Origin of the sequence: Pseudomonas sp. AD21, from assembly GCF_002878485.1 — a bacterium.
Classification (GTDB): Bacteria; Pseudomonadota; Gammaproteobacteria; order Pseudomonadales; family Pseudomonadaceae; genus Aquipseudomonas.
Genome location: NZ_NQYG01000005.1, coordinates 117629 through 133566 on the forward strand (window position 1 = coordinate 117629; position 15938 = coordinate 133566).

The window sequence follows — 15938 nt, forward strand, 5'->3', positions numbered from 1 at the left end:
CAAGAATTTAAATACCGATAAAGCATATTGATATCACCCAAAAAACTATCTTGCGGGTTTGCCGGGAAGGAATAAGAAGGCTATTTTCCCCTGCGCTGTAGGAAGGATCTTTTTTGCATGAAAGCCCTCCAAGGACGAACAGCTTTTGGCCAGACTCCCCCGGCCAAACCATTACAAGGAAGACAACATGGACGCAAAAGTGCCGCAGCGACTGGATCCGCAGGAGATTGTGAAATTGTTGGTGGCGTTGCGCCGGGCGTTGAAAACCCAAGCGGCCTGAATAAAAGATCAAAAGATCGCAGCCTTCGGCAGCTCCTGCATGGACCTGCTGAAGGCTGCGATCTTTGCTTCTGGCTGCTGACTTTGTGGCGAGGGGATTTATCCCCGATGGGCTGCGAAGCGGCCCCAGATATCGGGTTATAGATGCACCGTGTTGACTGATTTCACGACTGCTATGCAGCCGATCGGGGATAAATCCCCTCGCCACAGGAACAATCACCGGCCGAAAACTGCGTTCACACAAAAACGCCGATGACCATTACGGGCCATCGGCGTTTTCGCACCTTGAAGAGGGTTCACTCAAGCGTCGGATCAGAACGCTGGCAGTACCGCGCCGTTGTACTTCTTCTCGATGAACGCTTTGACTTCCGGGCTGGTCAGGGCTTTGGCCAGTTTCTGGATCGCGTCGCTGTTCTTGTTGTCCTCACGGGCCACCAGGAAGTTCACGTAAGGCGAATCAGCGCCTTCGATCACCAGCGCATCCTTGGTCGGGTTCAGCTTGGCTTCCAGCGCGTAGTTGGTGTTGATCATGTCCAGGTCAACTTCGTTCAGCACGCGTGGCAGCAGCGCCGATTCCAGTTCCTTGAACTTGAAGTTGTGCGGGTTCTTGGCGATGTCTTTCGGGGTGGCCAGCGCGTTTTTCGGGTCTTTCAGCTCGATCAGACCAGCCTTCTGCAGCAGGATCAGGGCTCGGCCGCTGTTGCTGCCTTCGTTCGGGATGGCGATGGTGGCGCCGTCCGGCAGTTCAGCCAGGGTTTTGTACTTTTTCGAGTAGCCACCAAACGGTTCAACGTGCACGCCTTGCACGGTCACCAGGTACTTGGATTTGTCATCCTTGTATTTGCCCTGGTTGAAGCTGTTCAGGTACGGCAGGGTCTGGAAGTAGTTGGCATCCAGACGCTTCTCGCCCACTTGTACGTTTGGCTGTACGTAGTCGGTGAAGACTTTGATTTCCAGATCCACGCCTTCTTTGGCGAGGGTCGGTTTGATCAGTTCAAGAATTTCAGCGTGTGGCACCGGAGTCGCCGCGACCACCAGTTTCTCGCCGGCCTGAGCCAGCGAAGCAGTCAGAGCAGCCGCCAATGCGGTAAACAACAGAACCTTTTTCATGCAGTGTCCTTATCGAGAATCACGATCGCGGATGGCGACGGCTATTAATACGAGTGCCAGTGAAGTGCTATCTCTGGCGTGAAGCGGACAATACCGGGATTTTTTATTCCCGGACAATAACGTTTATTCACTTTGTTATTCCATTTTGCTCATACAGAACAAAACGGTCACAAGCGTTGACTCAAACCAATCAGCAAATCTTTCAAGGCCTTACGCTCATCAACGCTGCCGCCGATGTTGATCTGCGCCACCAGTCGTTCGATCTGCAGGTGCGGCCCAGACGCTTCGGGCAGGTTAAGGTGTTCCGGCAAAATTTCATCACCAGTGCTGACCAACAACGCAAAGTGAATGACGTTTTCCAGCTCACGGGTGTTGCCTGGCCAACTGTGGCGCTCCAGCAGGTGTTGCGCCGCTTCGCTGATCAACGGCACCGGCAGGTCGAGGCGCTGGCTGTAGATGCCGAGAAAATACTCGGCCAGCGACAGGATGTCGCCGATCCGTTCGCGCAGCGCCGGCAGCTCCAGTTGCCCTTCGCTGAGGTAGTGATAGAGCCGTTCGTGAAATTTCCCCGCGTCTACCGCTTGTGCCAGATCGATGCTGGTCGCTGCGACCAGGCGCACGTCCACCGGGCTCGGCTGATGAGCGCCGACGCGGGTCACTTCGTGGTTTTCCAGGGCAGCGAGCAATTTGATCTGGATCGGCAGCGGCAGGTCGCCAATCTCGTCCAGATACAGGGTGCCGCCGTTGGCCGAACCGAACCAGCCGGCGCGGCTGCTGGCCGAACCGGTGTAACTGCCGGCGGCATAGCCGAACAGTTCGGCATCAGCGTAGGTCGGGCTGATCGCGCCGCAATTGACCGAGACGAACAGGCCGCTGCGATCACTGGCACGGTGGATGTGGCGGGCGAGCAACTCTTTACCGGTGCCGGTCTCGCCACGGATCAATACCGAGATTGCCCGTGGTGCCAGGTGCTCCAGCTCTTCGCGCAATTGGCGCGAACGTGGATCGACGAAGACCAGCGCCTTGGCGCGGATGCTCAGGGGGCTTTTTTCCGCATCGGGAAAGGTCAGCAACGGCTGACCGAACGTTTCAAAACTCATGGCAGACTCCCGCCCACAACCGCCGGGAGACGGGGGCGATCAAAAAGAAAAAATACAACTCAAGCGCGGCGCCGGGCGTGGTGTTCCAGGCGGTTTTGCAGGCGATAGAGGTAGGCGAACCCTTGCTCCCAGCGCTGATGCCCGGACTTGACGTTGATGTGCCCGGCCCCGGCGAGAATCCCCGCCTCGGCGCCCCAGTGACGCGCCAACTCAAGAGCACGCGGGGCGCTGACGGCGGCGTCGTTGTCGGAGGCGACGACCTGGCAGGGGAACGGCAGCAGATCACTCGGAATCGGCGCGAAATTGCGCAGCGCCGGCGCGCAGGTCGGGCGCTCGACATCCGCGGGCGCGACCAGCAGCGCCCCCCGCACCTGCCGCAGATATTGCAGCGGCGCGGTAGCGGCCCAATGCGCAACGGTGACACAGCCGAGGCTGTGGGCGATCAGGATCACGGGCGTGCTGTCGGCGGCAATCGCTTCGGCCAGCGCGGCGACCCAGTCTTCACGGCGCGGCGTCAGCCAGTCGGCCTGCTCCACCCGGGCGCTGTTGGGCAGGCTGTTTTGCCAGTGGGTTTGCCAATGATCTTCTGGCGATCCTTGCCAGCCCGGCACAATCAGATAGCGGATTGATTCGTTGCGCATGGGGGAGCTCTCCTGCGTCGTGTCTGTTCCTGATCGAGTATAGGGACGGGATTTATATTCGTTAAGGAATAAGAAGCTATTTATTAAGACCTGAAAAGAATATTAGATACAGCACCTGCGGGAGCGGCTTGCTCGCGAATGCAATGGATCAGTCTATTCATCTTCGACTGACAGAATGCCTTCGCGAGCAGGCTCACTCCTACAGGAGGTCGTTGGTGTAGCGAGAATCGCGGGATAAAAAAAGGGCCGCACCCTGCCAAGGAGACGGCCCCGGAAAAACGTAAATCCTTGTCACCGCGCAGTGATCACCGACAACTTGGTAATCCCTGCCCGCTCGATCGAAGCCATGGCCCGCGCCACTTCGCCGTAGTTCACCCCGTCGTCGGCCTGCAATTGCACGCGCACTTCCGGGTCTTTCGCCTTGGCCGCCTTGAGGTTGAACTCCAGCAGGTCCGGCTGAATTTCATCCTTGTTGATAAACAGTTTGCCGGCACCGTCGATGCTCACCACCAGCGGGTCTTTCTGCTCGACCGGCGCCACCGCCTCGGTCTTGGGCAGGTTGATCGGAATCGCGTTGGTCAGCAGCGGCGCGGTGACGATGAACACCACCAGCAGCACCAGCATCACGTCTACCAGCGGCGTCACGTTGATCTCGCTCAGTACCTCGTCGCTGTCTTGCGTGGAAAAGGCCATCTCAGGACGCCTCCTTCACTTTTGCTGCGTTGCCCGGCGCCACCACCTTGTTCGCGGTCGGGTGGATCAGCACGCGGAACGAACTCTTCTGCGCCAGGCTGTAGAAGTCGTGGGCGAAGTCATCCAGGTCCGCGGCGGTCAGTTTCAGGCGCCGCAAAAAGTAGTTGTAAACCAGCACCGCCGGCACCGCGACCGCGATCCCCACACCAGTGGCGACCAGTGCCGCGCCGATCGGGCCGGCCACGGTTTCCAGGCTCGCCGAACCGGCTGCGCTGATGCCTTTCAACGCTTCCATGATTCCCCACACCGTGCCGAACAGGCCAATGAACGGCGAGGTACTGCCAATACTCGCGACCACCGCCAGACCGGTTTCCAGCGAACGACGTTCGCGCACGATCTGCTGACGCAAGGCACGCTCCAGTCGATCCTGATGGTTGATCGCCTGGCTCAGGTCATTGGCCTGCGGCGCCTCGCCCACCTGAATCGCCGCGTAACCGGCCTGCGCCACCCGGGCGGCAGCGCCGGGCTGGGTTTCGCTCAACTCGGCGGCGGAATCCAGACTCGACGCCGCCCAGAAGCGTTTATGAAACCTGCGATCCTGCGCCTTCAGACGACCGAACTGCACAGCCTTGAGCAGGGCCAGCCCCCAGGTGGCGACGGAAAAAACCACCAGCAGCCAGATCACCGCGCTTTCGATGGATTCCAGTGGAGATGCCAGTAACGTCATGATGTGTTCCCTCGTGTAAACGTTTAGCGCGAAATAGGTTTCGGTTTAATGAATCTTGAAGTCGATGGGCACGCTGACCCAGCCGTCCTGGGCGACATCACCCTGCTTGGCCGGGACGAAGCTCCACTGCTTGACCGCGCTCAGCGCTGCGTCATCGAGCTGTTGCCGGCCACTGCTTTTCTGGATCTGGATCTCGCCCGGTTTGCCGTTGGCCAACACGTGGACCCTTAACATCACCGTGCCTTCCCAACCGCGACGCTGGGCCAGCGACGGGTATTCCGGGGCCGGGTTCTTCAAATATGCGGCGTTGGCCGAGGCCGGTGTCACGGGCGCTGGGGCCGGTGGTGCAGGTGGCGCTGGCGCAGCGACCGGGGCTGCCGGTTGCGGCGGCGCGGGTGGCTGCTCAACGGTTTTCGGTACTGGCTTCGGAACCGGTTTGGCCACCGGTTTCAGCTTGGGTTTTGGAATCGGTTTGGGTGGCGGCGGCTTCACGGCCAACTCGTCTTCAACCGGCGGCGGTGGCTCAACGACCGGCGCCGGTGGCGGCGGTTCGACCACTGGCGGCGCGGGTGGCGCCGGACGCGAAAACTCGATGGTCATCGGCGGAATTTCCGGCGGCACGATCGGCAGCACCGGCGTTGGCTGCTGGTTGATCCAGTAGATCACCGCAGCGTGCACCACCAGCGCCAGCACACCGAGCAGGATCGCTTCGCGTCGGCTCAGAATGCCCTTGGGCGCACGCTGCAAACGCAACTGCCCCAACGGCACACGATGAGGCCGGCCAAGATCGACCAATTCGCCACTCGGTGCCTGGCGCCACAGCAATTCCTGTGCGCTGGCGGCGGTCTGGACATTGCCCATTGATTCACTCCCTGCGGTCTCTTTTGCGAAGTACCCGACCGGCCGCCACCTGTATCCCCCGTGCGACCGGTCGTTGGGTGAATCATTGGAGCAATCACTTATCTCCGAAAGTAACTTTTATTGATGTGTTTAGATGTTTTTTGAATATAAATTCTCAGCGATCCCCGCGAGGCCACGGCCTGCAAGGGCTTGCGCCGCAGCGCAAATTTACAATGCTTTTCAAGCATGAAAAATATTCGGCCAAAGCATGCGAAAACCGTTTAATCCGCGCTTTTTCAGGGTGCTTGTCGGACAAACTCAAGGCCGGTCAACGCGATCTCTCCGGCCAGGTCGGCAGCGCTGCCCATTGCCCGCAGGCGTGCATAGGACTGATCAGGCGAAAACATCACCCATGCTTGCCCCGTACCATCGGCCATCAACATGCTGAACGTGATGGCAACTGTGCCCGTTGAAAAACCATGCCTGAAATGAAAATTGCCGAATGCGAGTGGGTAATCGGTCCCGGACACAGACAGAGTGCCCGTGAAACTGCCGGTGCGGTCATCGCCATCGGCCAGGGTCAAGGTTGTATCTGAAGGTTCATGACGATAAACGCCGTTGATCGTGGACATGTGCAGCATCCTTGCTTGATGTTTTGAAGGAGAAACCTGGCGCTGGCTGCGCCTCATGCATGGCGAACGAAATCGCCCGGCAGACTGCTGACCGCGCCGTCATAGGTGACACGCACGCAGTGCCCGCGCAATTCGTGCGTGCCGCGACTTGGCGAGAACAGGGTCAGGGCGAAGTAACCGTGATCCTGGTGATTGGCAATGAGCGTGACCACCGTCGGTGGCTGATAGCCGTTGAGGCTGGCATAACGTCCATTGACGATGTCGTAGTCGATGCCTTGGTGATGCAATGTGCCAGCGAAGACACCGGTGCGATCATCGGAATCGACAATAGTCAGTGAGGGTCCATCGAGGGTGTTGGAATAAAGCGCGTTTTGCATGTAAGCGTCCTGATCAATGATTAAGTTCACAGCGAGCTTAGAATCAGGCGCAAGCAAACTCTGTCATCCACAGGAAGCACGACCGGCATGAAAATGACTTATTTCATGTAAGAAAAAGCCGCCAGACTTAAACAGCATGGCGGCTTTTTTGTGAAACTTAATTACTGTTTAATAAATTCTCCCGCCAAACCAACAACATCACCGTCAAAGTTGTTGCGCGAACCCACCGCGCGAACTTTCGAGTAATTGTGATCGGGTGAGAACAATGTCCATGACTGATAGCCAGTACCATCATTCAGCGCCGTAAACGTAATGATCGTAGGCTGCCCGGTGCTGTTCTGGAAATGGTAATGCCCGTAAGCGATGTCGTAGTTCACGCCGTTCTGGCTGAACTTGCCGCTGAAGGTGCCGTTGGAGTCGTTGCCATCGGTAATCGTCAGTTTGGCGCCAGCGTTAGCGTTTACATAATTGCCATTAATGCTCGACATAACGAGATTTCCTTTATCGTTGGATAAGTGTCTTCCGATGAGAGCAAGTTTCCTCCTGGAAACTCACGACACTCAGGATGGTTCGGCATTCACTTATTGTCCACGCGACTTTTCAACGAAATTGCAATAAGCGCTGTTCAAATCGCACATAACTTATCGCCATTCATTCGAGCATTAATTCCTTTTCAACTAACGACTGGCGCTTGTCTGTTGCACGGCCGATGTCGGAGCAATCACGGCGCTCTCGGAGCGGGGTGTGCCCGCCGGCACCCAGTCATAACTCACAGGCAACGCCCGATAGACCCAGTTGCTGATCGCATCGCTGCCCGGCGCCTTGCCCAGATACGGGCTGACGTACTCCCAGACGTTTTCGCCGCTGGCCGTCACCTGGAAAAATCGCCCGTTCATGCCTTCATCGATCAGCGTATTGCCGTTGGGCAAACGTCGCGCGCTGCTGATGAACGAGCTGTAGAACGCCCACCCCGGCTGCTTCGAATTGGCCGCGCTGTACTGCCAGACGATCTGGTTTTTCAGCGGATCGATTTCCAGCACCCGCGAACCGGAAATCAGCCCGTGGGTGACGTTCGGATAACCCGCCGAACCCTGATTGTCGAACACCAACAGGTTACCGGCGCCAGGCAGTCCGGCCGGGATGATGTGCGCGTCATGCTGGCCGACGAACTGGTCCACCGGGCGCGGCAGCTTTTGTGCGGTTTTCGGGTTGATCAGCGGCAAGTTCGGGCCGAGGCGCCAGACCACTTTGCCGCTGCGTTTGTCGATGATCGCGATGAAGTTGGCGTTACGCGAATCGAGTAACAGGTTGTCCGGATTGAAGCGTTTGTCACCGGCATCGAACCACTTGTTCGGCCCGACCACGCTGAGGTTGTTGATGTGCAGGTAATCCGGATTGTCGCTGGCGCGCACCAGTTTCAGTTGCTCCGGGGTGAAGCCGAATTCGTTCAGGTGTTCCGAGGCCAGCCACTGCCATTTCACTGCGCCGTCAGGACTGACTTCATAGATCGCATCGTCGATCACCTCGGGCACTTTGAAGCCTTTGACCTGGTGCACTTTGTTCGCCAGCACCACGGTGTTGCCGTTGCTTAACCTGCGTTGATCATGATGCTGTTGCGCCGCGCCGCCGGGCGCCTTGTCACCCCACTGCCAGAGTACTTTGCCGTTCCAGTCCAGTTCGCCGACGCTCTGGTTGCCCAGACCGTTGCCGGCCGAACCGAGCTTGCCCGGATCCTTGTCGCTCAGTTGCAGCAGCACGTGTCCGCGCTCACCGCCGACCAGTTGTGGGTCGATGATCGCCGACGGAAAACCCGCTTGTGGCCAGGTCTTCACCTCATTGCCATTCATGTCGATCAGGTGCGTCTGCTTGTCAGCGCCACTGAAGATCACGTACTGGTTGAACGCCTTGTCCGGGTCGTAACGGGTAACGCCGGTCGGGTACACGCTGGGCGCGGCGAACGCCCCGCTACTGAGCACCGCGCCGGACAACAACAGCGCTGAAGCGGTTTTACCTGGCAACATGATGCAGCTCCTTGAACGATCAAATCAGAAGTCGTAGCGACCGGTTACACCGAGGGTGCGCGGCGTGCCGAGCAGGCCTTCGTAGCCGCCGTTGCCGCCGGTCCAGAGGGTCGTGTAGTAGGTTTTGTCGAAGGCGTTTTTCAGCCACAGCGAGACGTCCCACTGCCCCTGGTTGAAGTCGCCGCGCAGACCGGTCGAGAGGTTGACCACGGCGTAACTCGGGATCTGCCCGTAGTCGGAGTCCTCCACCGTGCCCACCGCTTTGGAGCGGAACGCATAGCTGGCGGTGACGTAGGGTTCGAAGCCATTGGCCAGATTCCATTTGTATTCGCCGTTGGCGTTGCCGATCCATTTCGAGGCGCCGACCACCTGGTGCCCGCTGAGGTCGCAAGAGGCCGGCGCACCCGGTGCCTGGCTGACTTCCGGCGGGCACGGTGCATCTTTGTACGAGAGGTAACTGACGTCGTTGTACGAGCCGTTGAAGTTCAGGGTCAGGCCGCGCAGCGGGATCACCGTGCTTTCAAACTCGACGCCGCGCGAGCGCACCGAGCCGGCGTTGGTCAGGTATTGCACGCGATTGACGTCGTCGTAGGCGTTGGTCTGGTAGGCGTTGACCTGGGTCCAGAACACGTTGGCGTTGAGTTGCAGACGGCGATCCCACAGGGTGCTTTTGAAGCCGAGTTCGGCGTTGTTCGCGCGCTCGGTGCCGATCAGCAGCGAATCGGCGCCGGCGGTTGGCGCAGACCCCACCGCGAGGTTCACTCCACCGGATTTTTCACCGTGGGACAGAGTGGCGTAACCGAGCAGATCATCGGTGATGCGATAACTGAGGTTGAGCAACCCGGACGGGCTGGAGCTGTACTGATTGAGATTGCCGGAATCGTAGGCGCCGGCACGGCCGCGTCGTGCGGTGGCCGCTGCGCCGGTCACCACAGCACCACCGACTGGCGCATCGCGGGTGACCCAGGCATTTTTTTCTTCATAGGTGCCGCGCACCCCGGCGGTGAAATCCAGGCGTTCGGTGAGGTGCCAGGTGCCTTGGGCGAACAGCGCGAAACTGTCGGTCTTGATGTGGCCGTTGCCGACGCTGCCGACATTGGCCAGGGCACCGCGCGGCGTGCCATTCCAGATGTCGGCCTGCGGGCCGTAATAGGCGAAGGATTTGTTGTCCAGATCCGAACCGAAGTAGTACGCGCCCACCACGTAATCGAAGAACTCGTCTTTGGGCGACGCGAGGCGAAATTCCTGCGAGTACTGTTTGTCTTCCACCGAGACACCGGCGTTGTAGGTGGCCGCCACGTTGAGGCCATCGTCGTTGGCCGGAGTGAAATTCCAGAAGCGGTAGGAGCTGATCGAGGTCAGGGTGAAATCACTCGGCAACGTCCAGTTGGCTTCTACCGACGTGCCGCCCTGATGCACGGTAACGTGCTGGTCGCTGTCCAGATTGACCTTGCGGTGCGAACCGTTGACCAGTGTCGCGCCGGCGGCATTGGCCCGCGATTGGTAGAGGTTGACGCCATTGATGGTCGGCCCGGTGCTGTACAGCACGCGGGTACCGGCGCTGGAATCCTCTTCGTTGTAGTCGCCGATCCAGCGCAGGTTGAAATCTTCGTTGGGCTTGAACAGCAACTGCGCACGGAAACCGTCGCGCGATCCGCCATTCAGGTCATGGCCGTTGTACTCGTTCTTGATGTCGCCATCGCTGCGGGTGCGATAGGCCGAAAAGCGCCCGGCCAGTTGATCGTTGAGCGGCCCGGAAATCGTGCCCTTGGTCTGGAAATAGCCGTCCTCGCCGACCGAGGTTTCAATGCTGCGTTCCGGCGTGAAGGTCGGCGCGCGCGTGCTGATGTTGATCACCCCGGCGGTGGTGTTCTTGCCGAACAGCGTGCCCTGTGGCCCGCGCAGGACTTCGAGTTGTTCGATGTCCATCAGGTCAAACACCGCCATCCCCGGACGGCCCAGATACACGTTGTCGATGTACAGACCGACGCTGCCTTCCAGGCCGTCGCTGGCCGGGTTGTTGCCCAGGCCACGAATCGACACGCTGGACTGGCGCGCGTGCATGTAGGCGACGTTGACGCTGGGCACCAGTTGCTGCAAATCCTGAATCCGGTAGACCCGTTGCGTCTCCAGGGTCTGGCCGCTGACCACGCTCATTGGCGTCGGCACGTCTTGCGAACTTTCTTCGCGACGACGGGTGGTGACCGTCACCGTTTCCAGTTGTGAACTGTTGGCCGCAGGCTTGCCGGCCGGGGTCGATGGTGGGGTTTCAGCGTCGGCGGCGTAGCCGTGTGTCCAGCTGGCGCTCCCCGCCAGCAACAAGGCCAGAGGCAGGCGTTTGAGCCGTCGTGGCGTTAAGGGTGACGCAAGGTTCAACGGACTCATGGCGCGGCTCCTGGTCAAAAAACACACAGACATCTTCAGCGCTGCATATTCTTTTAAGTTATTTATTTATAGATTTACAAATATTTACTGCATAAGAGATTGCCTTTATAAGGAGTCGACCTAATGCATATCCAATGCATTTCCCGGATATTTTTTATGTGAAAAATGCATATCGACTTGCGCCAGTTACGTCACTTCATCGCCCTCGCCGAACAACGCAGCTTCGTCGCCGGCGCGCAGGCGGTGAACCTGTCGCAGTCGGCGTTCAGCCGCAGCATTCAGGCGCTGGAACACAGCGTCGGCTGTCAGTTGATCGATCGTGGGCGCAAGGATTTGCCGCCAACCAAACAGGGCCAGGTGCTGCTCGAACATGCTCGGCGGCTGGTCAGCGGCGCGCAGCAGATGGCCAACGAGATCAGCCAGTTCAATGGCCTGGAGGCCGGTGAGCTGCGCTTCGGTTGCGGCCCGGCACCGGCAGCCGGATTGATCCCGCGAGCGATCGGCGCGTTCATCGGGCGTTATCCAAAGGCGCGGGTGCAGTTTCAGGTCGATGACTGGCAGAGCCTGAGCAAACGCCTGCTCAGTGAAGAGTTCGAATTTTTCGTCGCCGACACCCGACACTTCGAGGCCGATCCGGATTACCTCACCTATCGATTGCGCCCGCGTAAATGGCATTTCTGTTGCCGCGCCGGGCATCCGCTGGCTGCTTTTGAACGGGTCACCGCCGAGCAGTTGATGAGTTATCCACTGGCGGTGAGCATCCGTCCGCCGAACCTGCGCAAGGTCATCGTCGACCTCAGCGGCCGCCCGGATTTCACGCCCAATGTGGAATGCGAAAACAGCTCCAGCCTGCTCAGCGTGGTGCTGCGTTCGGACGCGATCGGGATTGTTGGCGCGTATTCCGATGCGCTGCATCAGGCCAAGGGTGAGCTGGTGTGTTTGAAGATTGAGGGCCTGGCGGAAGATCTGGAGGAGCTGTACACCCGTTATGGAATTGTCAGCCGCGCGGGGTATCGGCTGTCACCGTTGGCGGAGGCGATGATTGAGCAGATCAAGGCGATTGATGCGGTGGATGAGGAGGTCTGTTCGCTGGAGAATTTTGCGGTCTGATAAACCGCTATCGCGAGCAGGCTCACTCCTACAAAGGATCGCATTCCTATTGTAGGAGTGAGCCTGCTCGCGATGGCGTCAGCGAAGGCGCTGATGCAATCCCTGCATCAAACCCATTCCCCAAATGCACTTGCCGAACACCCCCACCGAAAGCGAAAACCCTCGCCTGTCTCTCTGACCGGTGAACCCCATGTCCAACCCGCCAAACCCCGTGCGTAACGTGCTGTACATCATGTGCGATCAACTGCGCCGCGATTACCTGTCCTGCTACGGCCATCCGCATCTGCACACGCCAAACATCGATCGCCTGGCCGCCGCCGGCGTGCGCTTCAGCCGTGCCTACACCCAAGGCACGATCTGCGGGCCATCGCGAATGTCCGCCTACACCGGGCGTTACGTCAGCAGCCATCAAGTGGCGTGGAACGCCGTGCCGTTGCCGCTGGAAGAACTGACGATCGGCGACTACCTGCGCCCCCACGGCATCCGCACCGCGCTGGTCGGCAAGACCCACGCCACGGCCAATGTCGATGCGCTGCAGCGCTTGGCAATCAGCCCGGACAGCGCGCAGGCCGAGGTGCTCAACGAGGTCGGTTTCGAACCGTACTTTCGCCACGACGGGATCTTCCCCGACGACCCGTTGTTCGACGACAAACGCGAGTCCGCGCCCTACACCCATTACCTGCGCGAGCAGGGGTTCGACGGGCGCAATCCCTGGCACGACTGGGCCAACGCCGCCGAAGGCGAGAACGGCGAAATCCTCAGCGGCTGGCAGATGCGTCATGCGCATTTGCCAGCGCGAATTCCCGAGCAATTTTCAGAGACTGTCTACACTACAAATCGAGCCATCGACTTCATCGGTGAGCAAGGTGACAAATCCTGGTGTTTGCACCTGTCCTACATCAAACCGCACTGGCCCTACATCGTACCGGCGCCATACCACACATTGTACAGTACGAAATCGATTCTCGAAGCGGTCCGCGCGACGCCCTCCGAAGCCAGCAAACACCCCGTATACACGGCGTTTCGCCAGCATGAGGAGAGTCTCAACTTCTCCCGCGATTCAGTACGATTGAATGTAATTCCCACTTACATGGGCCTGATCAAGCAGGTGGATGATCAGCTTGGGCGGCTGTTCGATTTTCTGCAGAGCAACGGTCGTTGGGATGACACGCTGATCGTGTTCACCAGCGACCACGGCGACTTTCTTGGCGATCACTGGCTGGGCGAGAAGGAGTTTTTGCTGGAGCCGGCGGTGGGCGTGCCACTGATCGTGCGCGACCCGCGGGCGGCGGCGGACATCACTCGAGGCACGGTAGATGAGCGTCTTGCAGAAACCATCGACGCATTGCCGACGTTTCTGCAGGCGCTGGGCTTGGCGGGGGCCGAACATCGGCTGGAAGGACGCTCGCTGATCCCGCTGTTGCACGGTGAAAGCCCCGACTGGCGCCGCTATGCAATCAGCGAATACGACTACGCCTTCCAGGCCCCGGCGCGCGAGCGACTCGGCCAGCCGATCGACCGTTGCCGCATGACCATGGTGCGCAGCGAACGCTGGAAATACCTGGCGTACGACGGCTTCCGGCCACAGTTGTTTGACCTGCTGAATGATCCACAGGAACTGCGCGATCTGGGTGAGGATCCGGCCTACGCGGCGGTGCGCGAGGAACATGCGGGGTATCTGTTCGAATGGGTGCGCGGGTTGAAGCGGCGCACCACGATCAGTCATCAGGAGATTGATTTGCGCGGGCAGCGGTTTCGATATGGGGAGCCGGAGAGCGAGAAAGTCGTACAGATCGGTGTTTGGTGATTAAAAGCTTCGCGAGCAGGCTCGCTCCCACAGGTTTTGTGTCGTTCACATCCATTGTGTTCAACACATTTGCACTGTGGGAGCGGGCTTGCTCGCGAATAGGCCCGATCAGACGCCGACGAGCTCGGCACCTTTAATCGTCTGGCTGCGCTGCCCCGAAGCCCCCACCGGCACTTCACCCTTGAGCGTCACCCGCCGCACGATGCGATCCTGGGTGCCGTAATCATCAATCGCGTAATGCTGGGTCGAACGGTTATCCCAGATCGCCACGTCACCGGCCTTCCAGCGCCAGCGCACGGTGTTTTCCTGACGAATCACGTGGCTCTGCAACAGCCCGAACAGGTGCGCCGAATCAGCCTGCGAGTAACCCTTGATGCGCTTGACGAAATGCCCCAGCAGCAAGCTCTTCTCGCCACTGATCGGGTGCACGCGCACCACCGGGTGCTCGGTCTCGTAGACGGTAGAAGTGAAGATTTTGCGATAGCGCTCGAGCTTCTCCGCCGACACGTCCGGCTTGGCCCCGGCGTAGTCATATTCGTTGCTGTGCACGGCGACCAGTTTGTCCGCCAGTTCACGCAGCTCGCTTGGCAGTTCGTTGTACGCGGTCGCGGTGTTGGCCCACAGGGTGTCGCCACCGAAGGCCGGCGCCACTACCGAGCGCAGAATCGAGGCTTTCGGGTAGGCGTCGACGAAGGTCACGTCGGTGTGCCAGGAGTTGGCGCGCTGGCCCTCGGCACCGTCCAGTTCCAGCAGATAACGCGTGCCCTCACGCACCGGCACGGTCGGATGCGCCACAGGTTCGCCGAGCAGATGGGCGAAGGCTTCCTGGCGCTGATCGTCGAGCTGGGTCTGCTCGCGGAAGAACACGACCTTGTACTGGATCAGCGCCTGCTGAATGGCTTCGACGGTAGCGGCGTCCAGCTCACCGGACAGATGCACGCCACGAATCTCGGCGCCGATACGACCGGCCACTGGATGAACTTCCAGCGCGTGGACAGCGGGTTTTACAGCGAGTGCGGCATTGCTCATGGGTAGACCCTCATCGACTGCTTGCGGTTGGGTGGCAGCGAAACATCGCTCTATCTATATTCCATTTATATCTAATAGATATTCACATGCTTCGTTGACGGAATAAGAGCTTGCATTTAAAACCTCAAGCAACCCTCGTCGCAAATGCCTTCGAGCTATTTTTAGGATGCAGGAAAAGCATATGGATCTTCGCCAGTTGCGTTACTTCATCGCCCTCAACGAACACCGCAGTTTTGTCCGTGCGGCGGACGCAATGGGTATCACCCAACCGGCGTTCAGCCGCAGCATTCAAGGGCTGGAGCAGGAGTTCGGCTGCGTACTGGTGGATCGCGGCAACAAGGATCTGCGCCCCACGCCAGAAGGCCAGGTGGTGCTGCAACACGCCCTGACTCTGGTGCAGGGCGCAGCGTTGCTCAGTGCCGAGGTGACGCAGATGACCAAGCTCGATGCCGGAGAACTGCACTTCGGTTGCGGCCCGGCGCCAGCAGTGAAACTGGTGCCCGATGCAGTCGCGCAATTCATCAACGCGCACCCGAAAGTGCGCACCTGTTTTCAGGTGGATAACTGGGAAAAACTCAGCCGTGCGCTGAGCCGCGAAGAGATCGAATTCTTCATCGCCGACATCCGCCATTTCGAGGCCGATCCGAACTTTCAGACCCAGGCCCTGACGCCCAAGCGCGGGGTGTTTTTCTGCCGTCCGGGGCACCCGCTACTGGCCAAGGAAAGCCTGTCGACCAACGACATGTTCGACTACCCGCTGGCGACCACACTGATCCCGCCGGGGATCCGCAAATTGCTGGCAAACCTCAGCGGCCGGATCGATTTTTCGCCGACCATCGAGACCGAGCATTTCCCGGCGCTGGTGAAAGTAGTGCTGCAATCCAACGCGATTGGCGTGGGCACGGAAGAGGCGTTCGTCGAGGACATTGCCCAGGGCACGCTCGCGCTGCTGCACTGGCGCAATCTGCCGCAGAATCTGGAGACCATGAATGCGCGCTGCGGGATTGTCAGTCGCACCGGATTCAGGCTGTCGCCGGCGGCGCGGGCGATGATCGAGACGTTGGTGGCAGTGGATAAACAGGAGATCAGCGTCGCGGTTTAGGGCCCTTTCGCGAGAAAGCCCGCTCCCACAGGTAATCTTCAGTGAACACAGATTTTGTATTCAACAGCGATCCCCTGTGGGAGCG

15 protein-coding genes are annotated in these 15938 nt (G+C 59.4%); 3 read left to right on the top strand and 12 right to left on the bottom strand.

The features are described from left to right. Positions 1 to 591: 591 nt before the first annotated feature. The 11 genes from PseAD21_RS04840 to PseAD21_RS04890 all read right to left on the bottom strand — a co-directional run bounded on the left by PseAD21_RS04840 (position 592) and on the right by PseAD21_RS04890 (position 10805). The gene (locus PseAD21_RS04840) at positions 592 to 1389 is read right to left on the bottom strand and encodes a MetQ/NlpA family ABC transporter substrate-binding protein (protein ID WP_102354711.1); all 798 of its coding nucleotides are present in this window, start codon (positions 1387 to 1389) and stop codon (positions 592 to 594) included. A 167-nt stretch (positions 1390 to 1556) separates the two neighbouring features. After that, positions 1557 to 2489 (bottom strand): sigma 54-interacting transcriptional regulator, encoded by a 933-nt coding sequence (locus tag PseAD21_RS04845; protein ID WP_102354712.1) that lies wholly within the window; start codon positions 2487 to 2489, stop codon positions 1557 to 1559. Positions 2490 to 2548: 59 nt separating this feature from the next. Beyond that, positions 2549 to 3130, bottom strand: coding sequence for an alpha/beta hydrolase (locus tag PseAD21_RS04850; protein ID WP_102354713.1), 582 nt, complete (start codon positions 3128 to 3130; stop codon positions 2549 to 2551). A 291-nt stretch (positions 3131 to 3421) separates the two neighbouring features. Continuing rightward, positions 3422 to 3823: a biopolymer transporter ExbD gene (locus tag PseAD21_RS04855; protein ID WP_085631869.1), complete on the bottom strand. Its 402-nt coding sequence runs from the start codon at positions 3821 to 3823 to the stop codon at positions 3422 to 3424. Position 3824: 1 nt separating this feature from the next. After that, positions 3825 to 4550, bottom strand: a complete 726-nt coding sequence (locus PseAD21_RS04860) for a MotA/TolQ/ExbB proton channel family protein (RefSeq protein ID WP_102354714.1) — start codon at positions 4548 to 4550, stop codon at positions 3825 to 3827. Between the two features lie 45 nt (positions 4551 to 4595). Continuing rightward, a complete protein-coding gene (locus PseAD21_RS04865) occupies positions 4596 to 5411 on the bottom strand; it encodes an energy transducer TonB (protein WP_102354715.1) in 816 nt (271 codons plus the stop codon). Positions 5412 to 5686: 275 nt separating this feature from the next. Next, positions 5687 to 6022: a hypothetical protein gene (locus PseAD21_RS04870; RefSeq protein WP_102354716.1), complete on the bottom strand. Its 336-nt coding sequence runs from the start codon at positions 6020 to 6022 to the stop codon at positions 5687 to 5689. A gap of 53 nt (positions 6023 to 6075) precedes the next feature. Further along, positions 6076 to 6399 carry a hypothetical protein gene (locus tag PseAD21_RS04875; RefSeq protein WP_102354717.1) on the bottom strand — a complete coding sequence of 108 codons (324 nt, stop codon included), beginning with the start codon at positions 6397 to 6399 and terminating at the stop codon, positions 6076 to 6078. A 161-nt stretch (positions 6400 to 6560) separates the two neighbouring features. Then, complete coding sequence (locus PseAD21_RS04880; protein WP_025111024.1) at positions 6561 to 6887, bottom strand: hypothetical protein; 327 nt, start codon at positions 6885 to 6887, stop codon at positions 6561 to 6563. Between the two features lie 189 nt (positions 6888 to 7076). After that, positions 7077 to 8420, bottom strand: coding sequence for an aryl-sulfate sulfotransferase (locus tag PseAD21_RS04885; RefSeq protein ID WP_102354718.1), 1344 nt, complete (start codon positions 8418 to 8420; stop codon positions 7077 to 7079). 24 nt (positions 8421 to 8444) lie between these two features. Beyond that, complete coding sequence (locus PseAD21_RS04890) at positions 8445 to 10805, bottom strand: TonB-dependent receptor (RefSeq protein ID WP_102354719.1); 2361 nt, start codon at positions 10803 to 10805, stop codon at positions 8445 to 8447. Positions 10806 to 10970: 165 nt separating this feature from the next. Between PseAD21_RS04890 and PseAD21_RS04895 the strand changes: the two genes are divergently transcribed. Beyond that, positions 10971 to 11915: a LysR family transcriptional regulator gene (locus PseAD21_RS04895; protein ID WP_102354720.1), complete on the top strand. Its 945-nt coding sequence runs from the start codon at positions 10971 to 10973 to the stop codon at positions 11913 to 11915. Positions 11916 to 12105: 190 nt separating this feature from the next. After that, positions 12106 to 13722, top strand: a complete 1617-nt coding sequence (locus PseAD21_RS04900) for an alkaline phosphatase family protein (protein ID WP_102354721.1) — start codon at positions 12106 to 12108, stop codon at positions 13720 to 13722. A 108-nt stretch (positions 13723 to 13830) separates the two neighbouring features. Here PseAD21_RS04900 and PseAD21_RS04905 read toward each other — a convergent pair whose 3' ends face one another. Then, a complete protein-coding gene (locus tag PseAD21_RS04905) occupies positions 13831 to 14751 on the bottom strand; it encodes a TauD/TfdA family dioxygenase (RefSeq protein WP_102354722.1) in 921 nt (306 codons plus the stop codon). Positions 14752 to 14932: 181 nt separating this feature from the next. Between PseAD21_RS04905 and PseAD21_RS04910 the strand changes: the two genes are divergently transcribed. Then, a complete protein-coding gene (locus tag PseAD21_RS04910; protein ID WP_102354723.1) occupies positions 14933 to 15853 on the top strand; it encodes a LysR family transcriptional regulator in 921 nt (306 codons plus the stop codon). Positions 15854 to 15938 lie beyond the last annotated feature (85 nt).

Bases quoted from the DNA above. Each gene is read 5' to 3' on its own strand.
- PseAD21_RS04840 (WP_102354711.1), bottom strand. From the start codon at position 1,389: ATGAAAAAGGTTCTGTTGTTTACCGCATTGGCGGCTGCTCTGACTGCT.
- PseAD21_RS04845 (WP_102354712.1), bottom strand. From the start codon at position 2,489: ATGAGTTTTGAAACGTTCGGTCAGCCGTTGCTGACCTTTCCCGATGCG.
- PseAD21_RS04850 (WP_102354713.1), bottom strand. From the start codon at position 3,130: ATGCGCAACGAATCAATCCGCTATCTGATTGTGCCGGGCTGGCAAGGA.
- PseAD21_RS04855 (WP_085631869.1), bottom strand. From the start codon at position 3,823: ATGGCCTTTTCCACGCAAGACAGCGACGAGGTACTGAGCGAGATCAAC.
- PseAD21_RS04860 (WP_102354714.1), bottom strand. From the start codon at position 4,550: ATGACGTTACTGGCATCTCCACTGGAATCCATCGAAAGCGCGGTGATC.
- PseAD21_RS04865 (WP_102354715.1), bottom strand. From the start codon at position 5,411: ATGGGCAATGTCCAGACCGCCGCCAGCGCACAGGAATTGCTGTGGCGC.
- PseAD21_RS04870 (WP_102354716.1), bottom strand. From the start codon at position 6,022: ATGTCCACGATCAACGGCGTTTATCGTCATGAACCTTCAGATACAACC.
- PseAD21_RS04875 (WP_102354717.1), bottom strand. From the start codon at position 6,399: ATGCAAAACGCGCTTTATTCCAACACCCTCGATGGACCCTCACTGACT.
- PseAD21_RS04880 (WP_025111024.1), bottom strand. From the start codon at position 6,887: ATGTCGAGCATTAATGGCAATTATGTAAACGCTAACGCTGGCGCCAAA.
- PseAD21_RS04885 (WP_102354718.1), bottom strand. From the start codon at position 8,420: ATGTTGCCAGGTAAAACCGCTTCAGCGCTGTTGTTGTCCGGCGCGGTG.
- PseAD21_RS04890 (WP_102354719.1), bottom strand. From the start codon at position 10,805: ATGAGTCCGTTGAACCTTGCGTCACCCTTAACGCCACGACGGCTCAAA.
- PseAD21_RS04895 (WP_102354720.1), top strand. From the start codon at position 10,971: ATGCATATCGACTTGCGCCAGTTACGTCACTTCATCGCCCTCGCCGAA.
- PseAD21_RS04900 (WP_102354721.1), top strand. From the start codon at position 12,106: ATGTCCAACCCGCCAAACCCCGTGCGTAACGTGCTGTACATCATGTGC.
- PseAD21_RS04905 (WP_102354722.1), bottom strand. From the start codon at position 14,751: ATGAGCAATGCCGCACTCGCTGTAAAACCCGCTGTCCACGCGCTGGAA.
- PseAD21_RS04910 (WP_102354723.1), top strand. From the start codon at position 14,933: ATGGATCTTCGCCAGTTGCGTTACTTCATCGCCCTCAACGAACACCGC.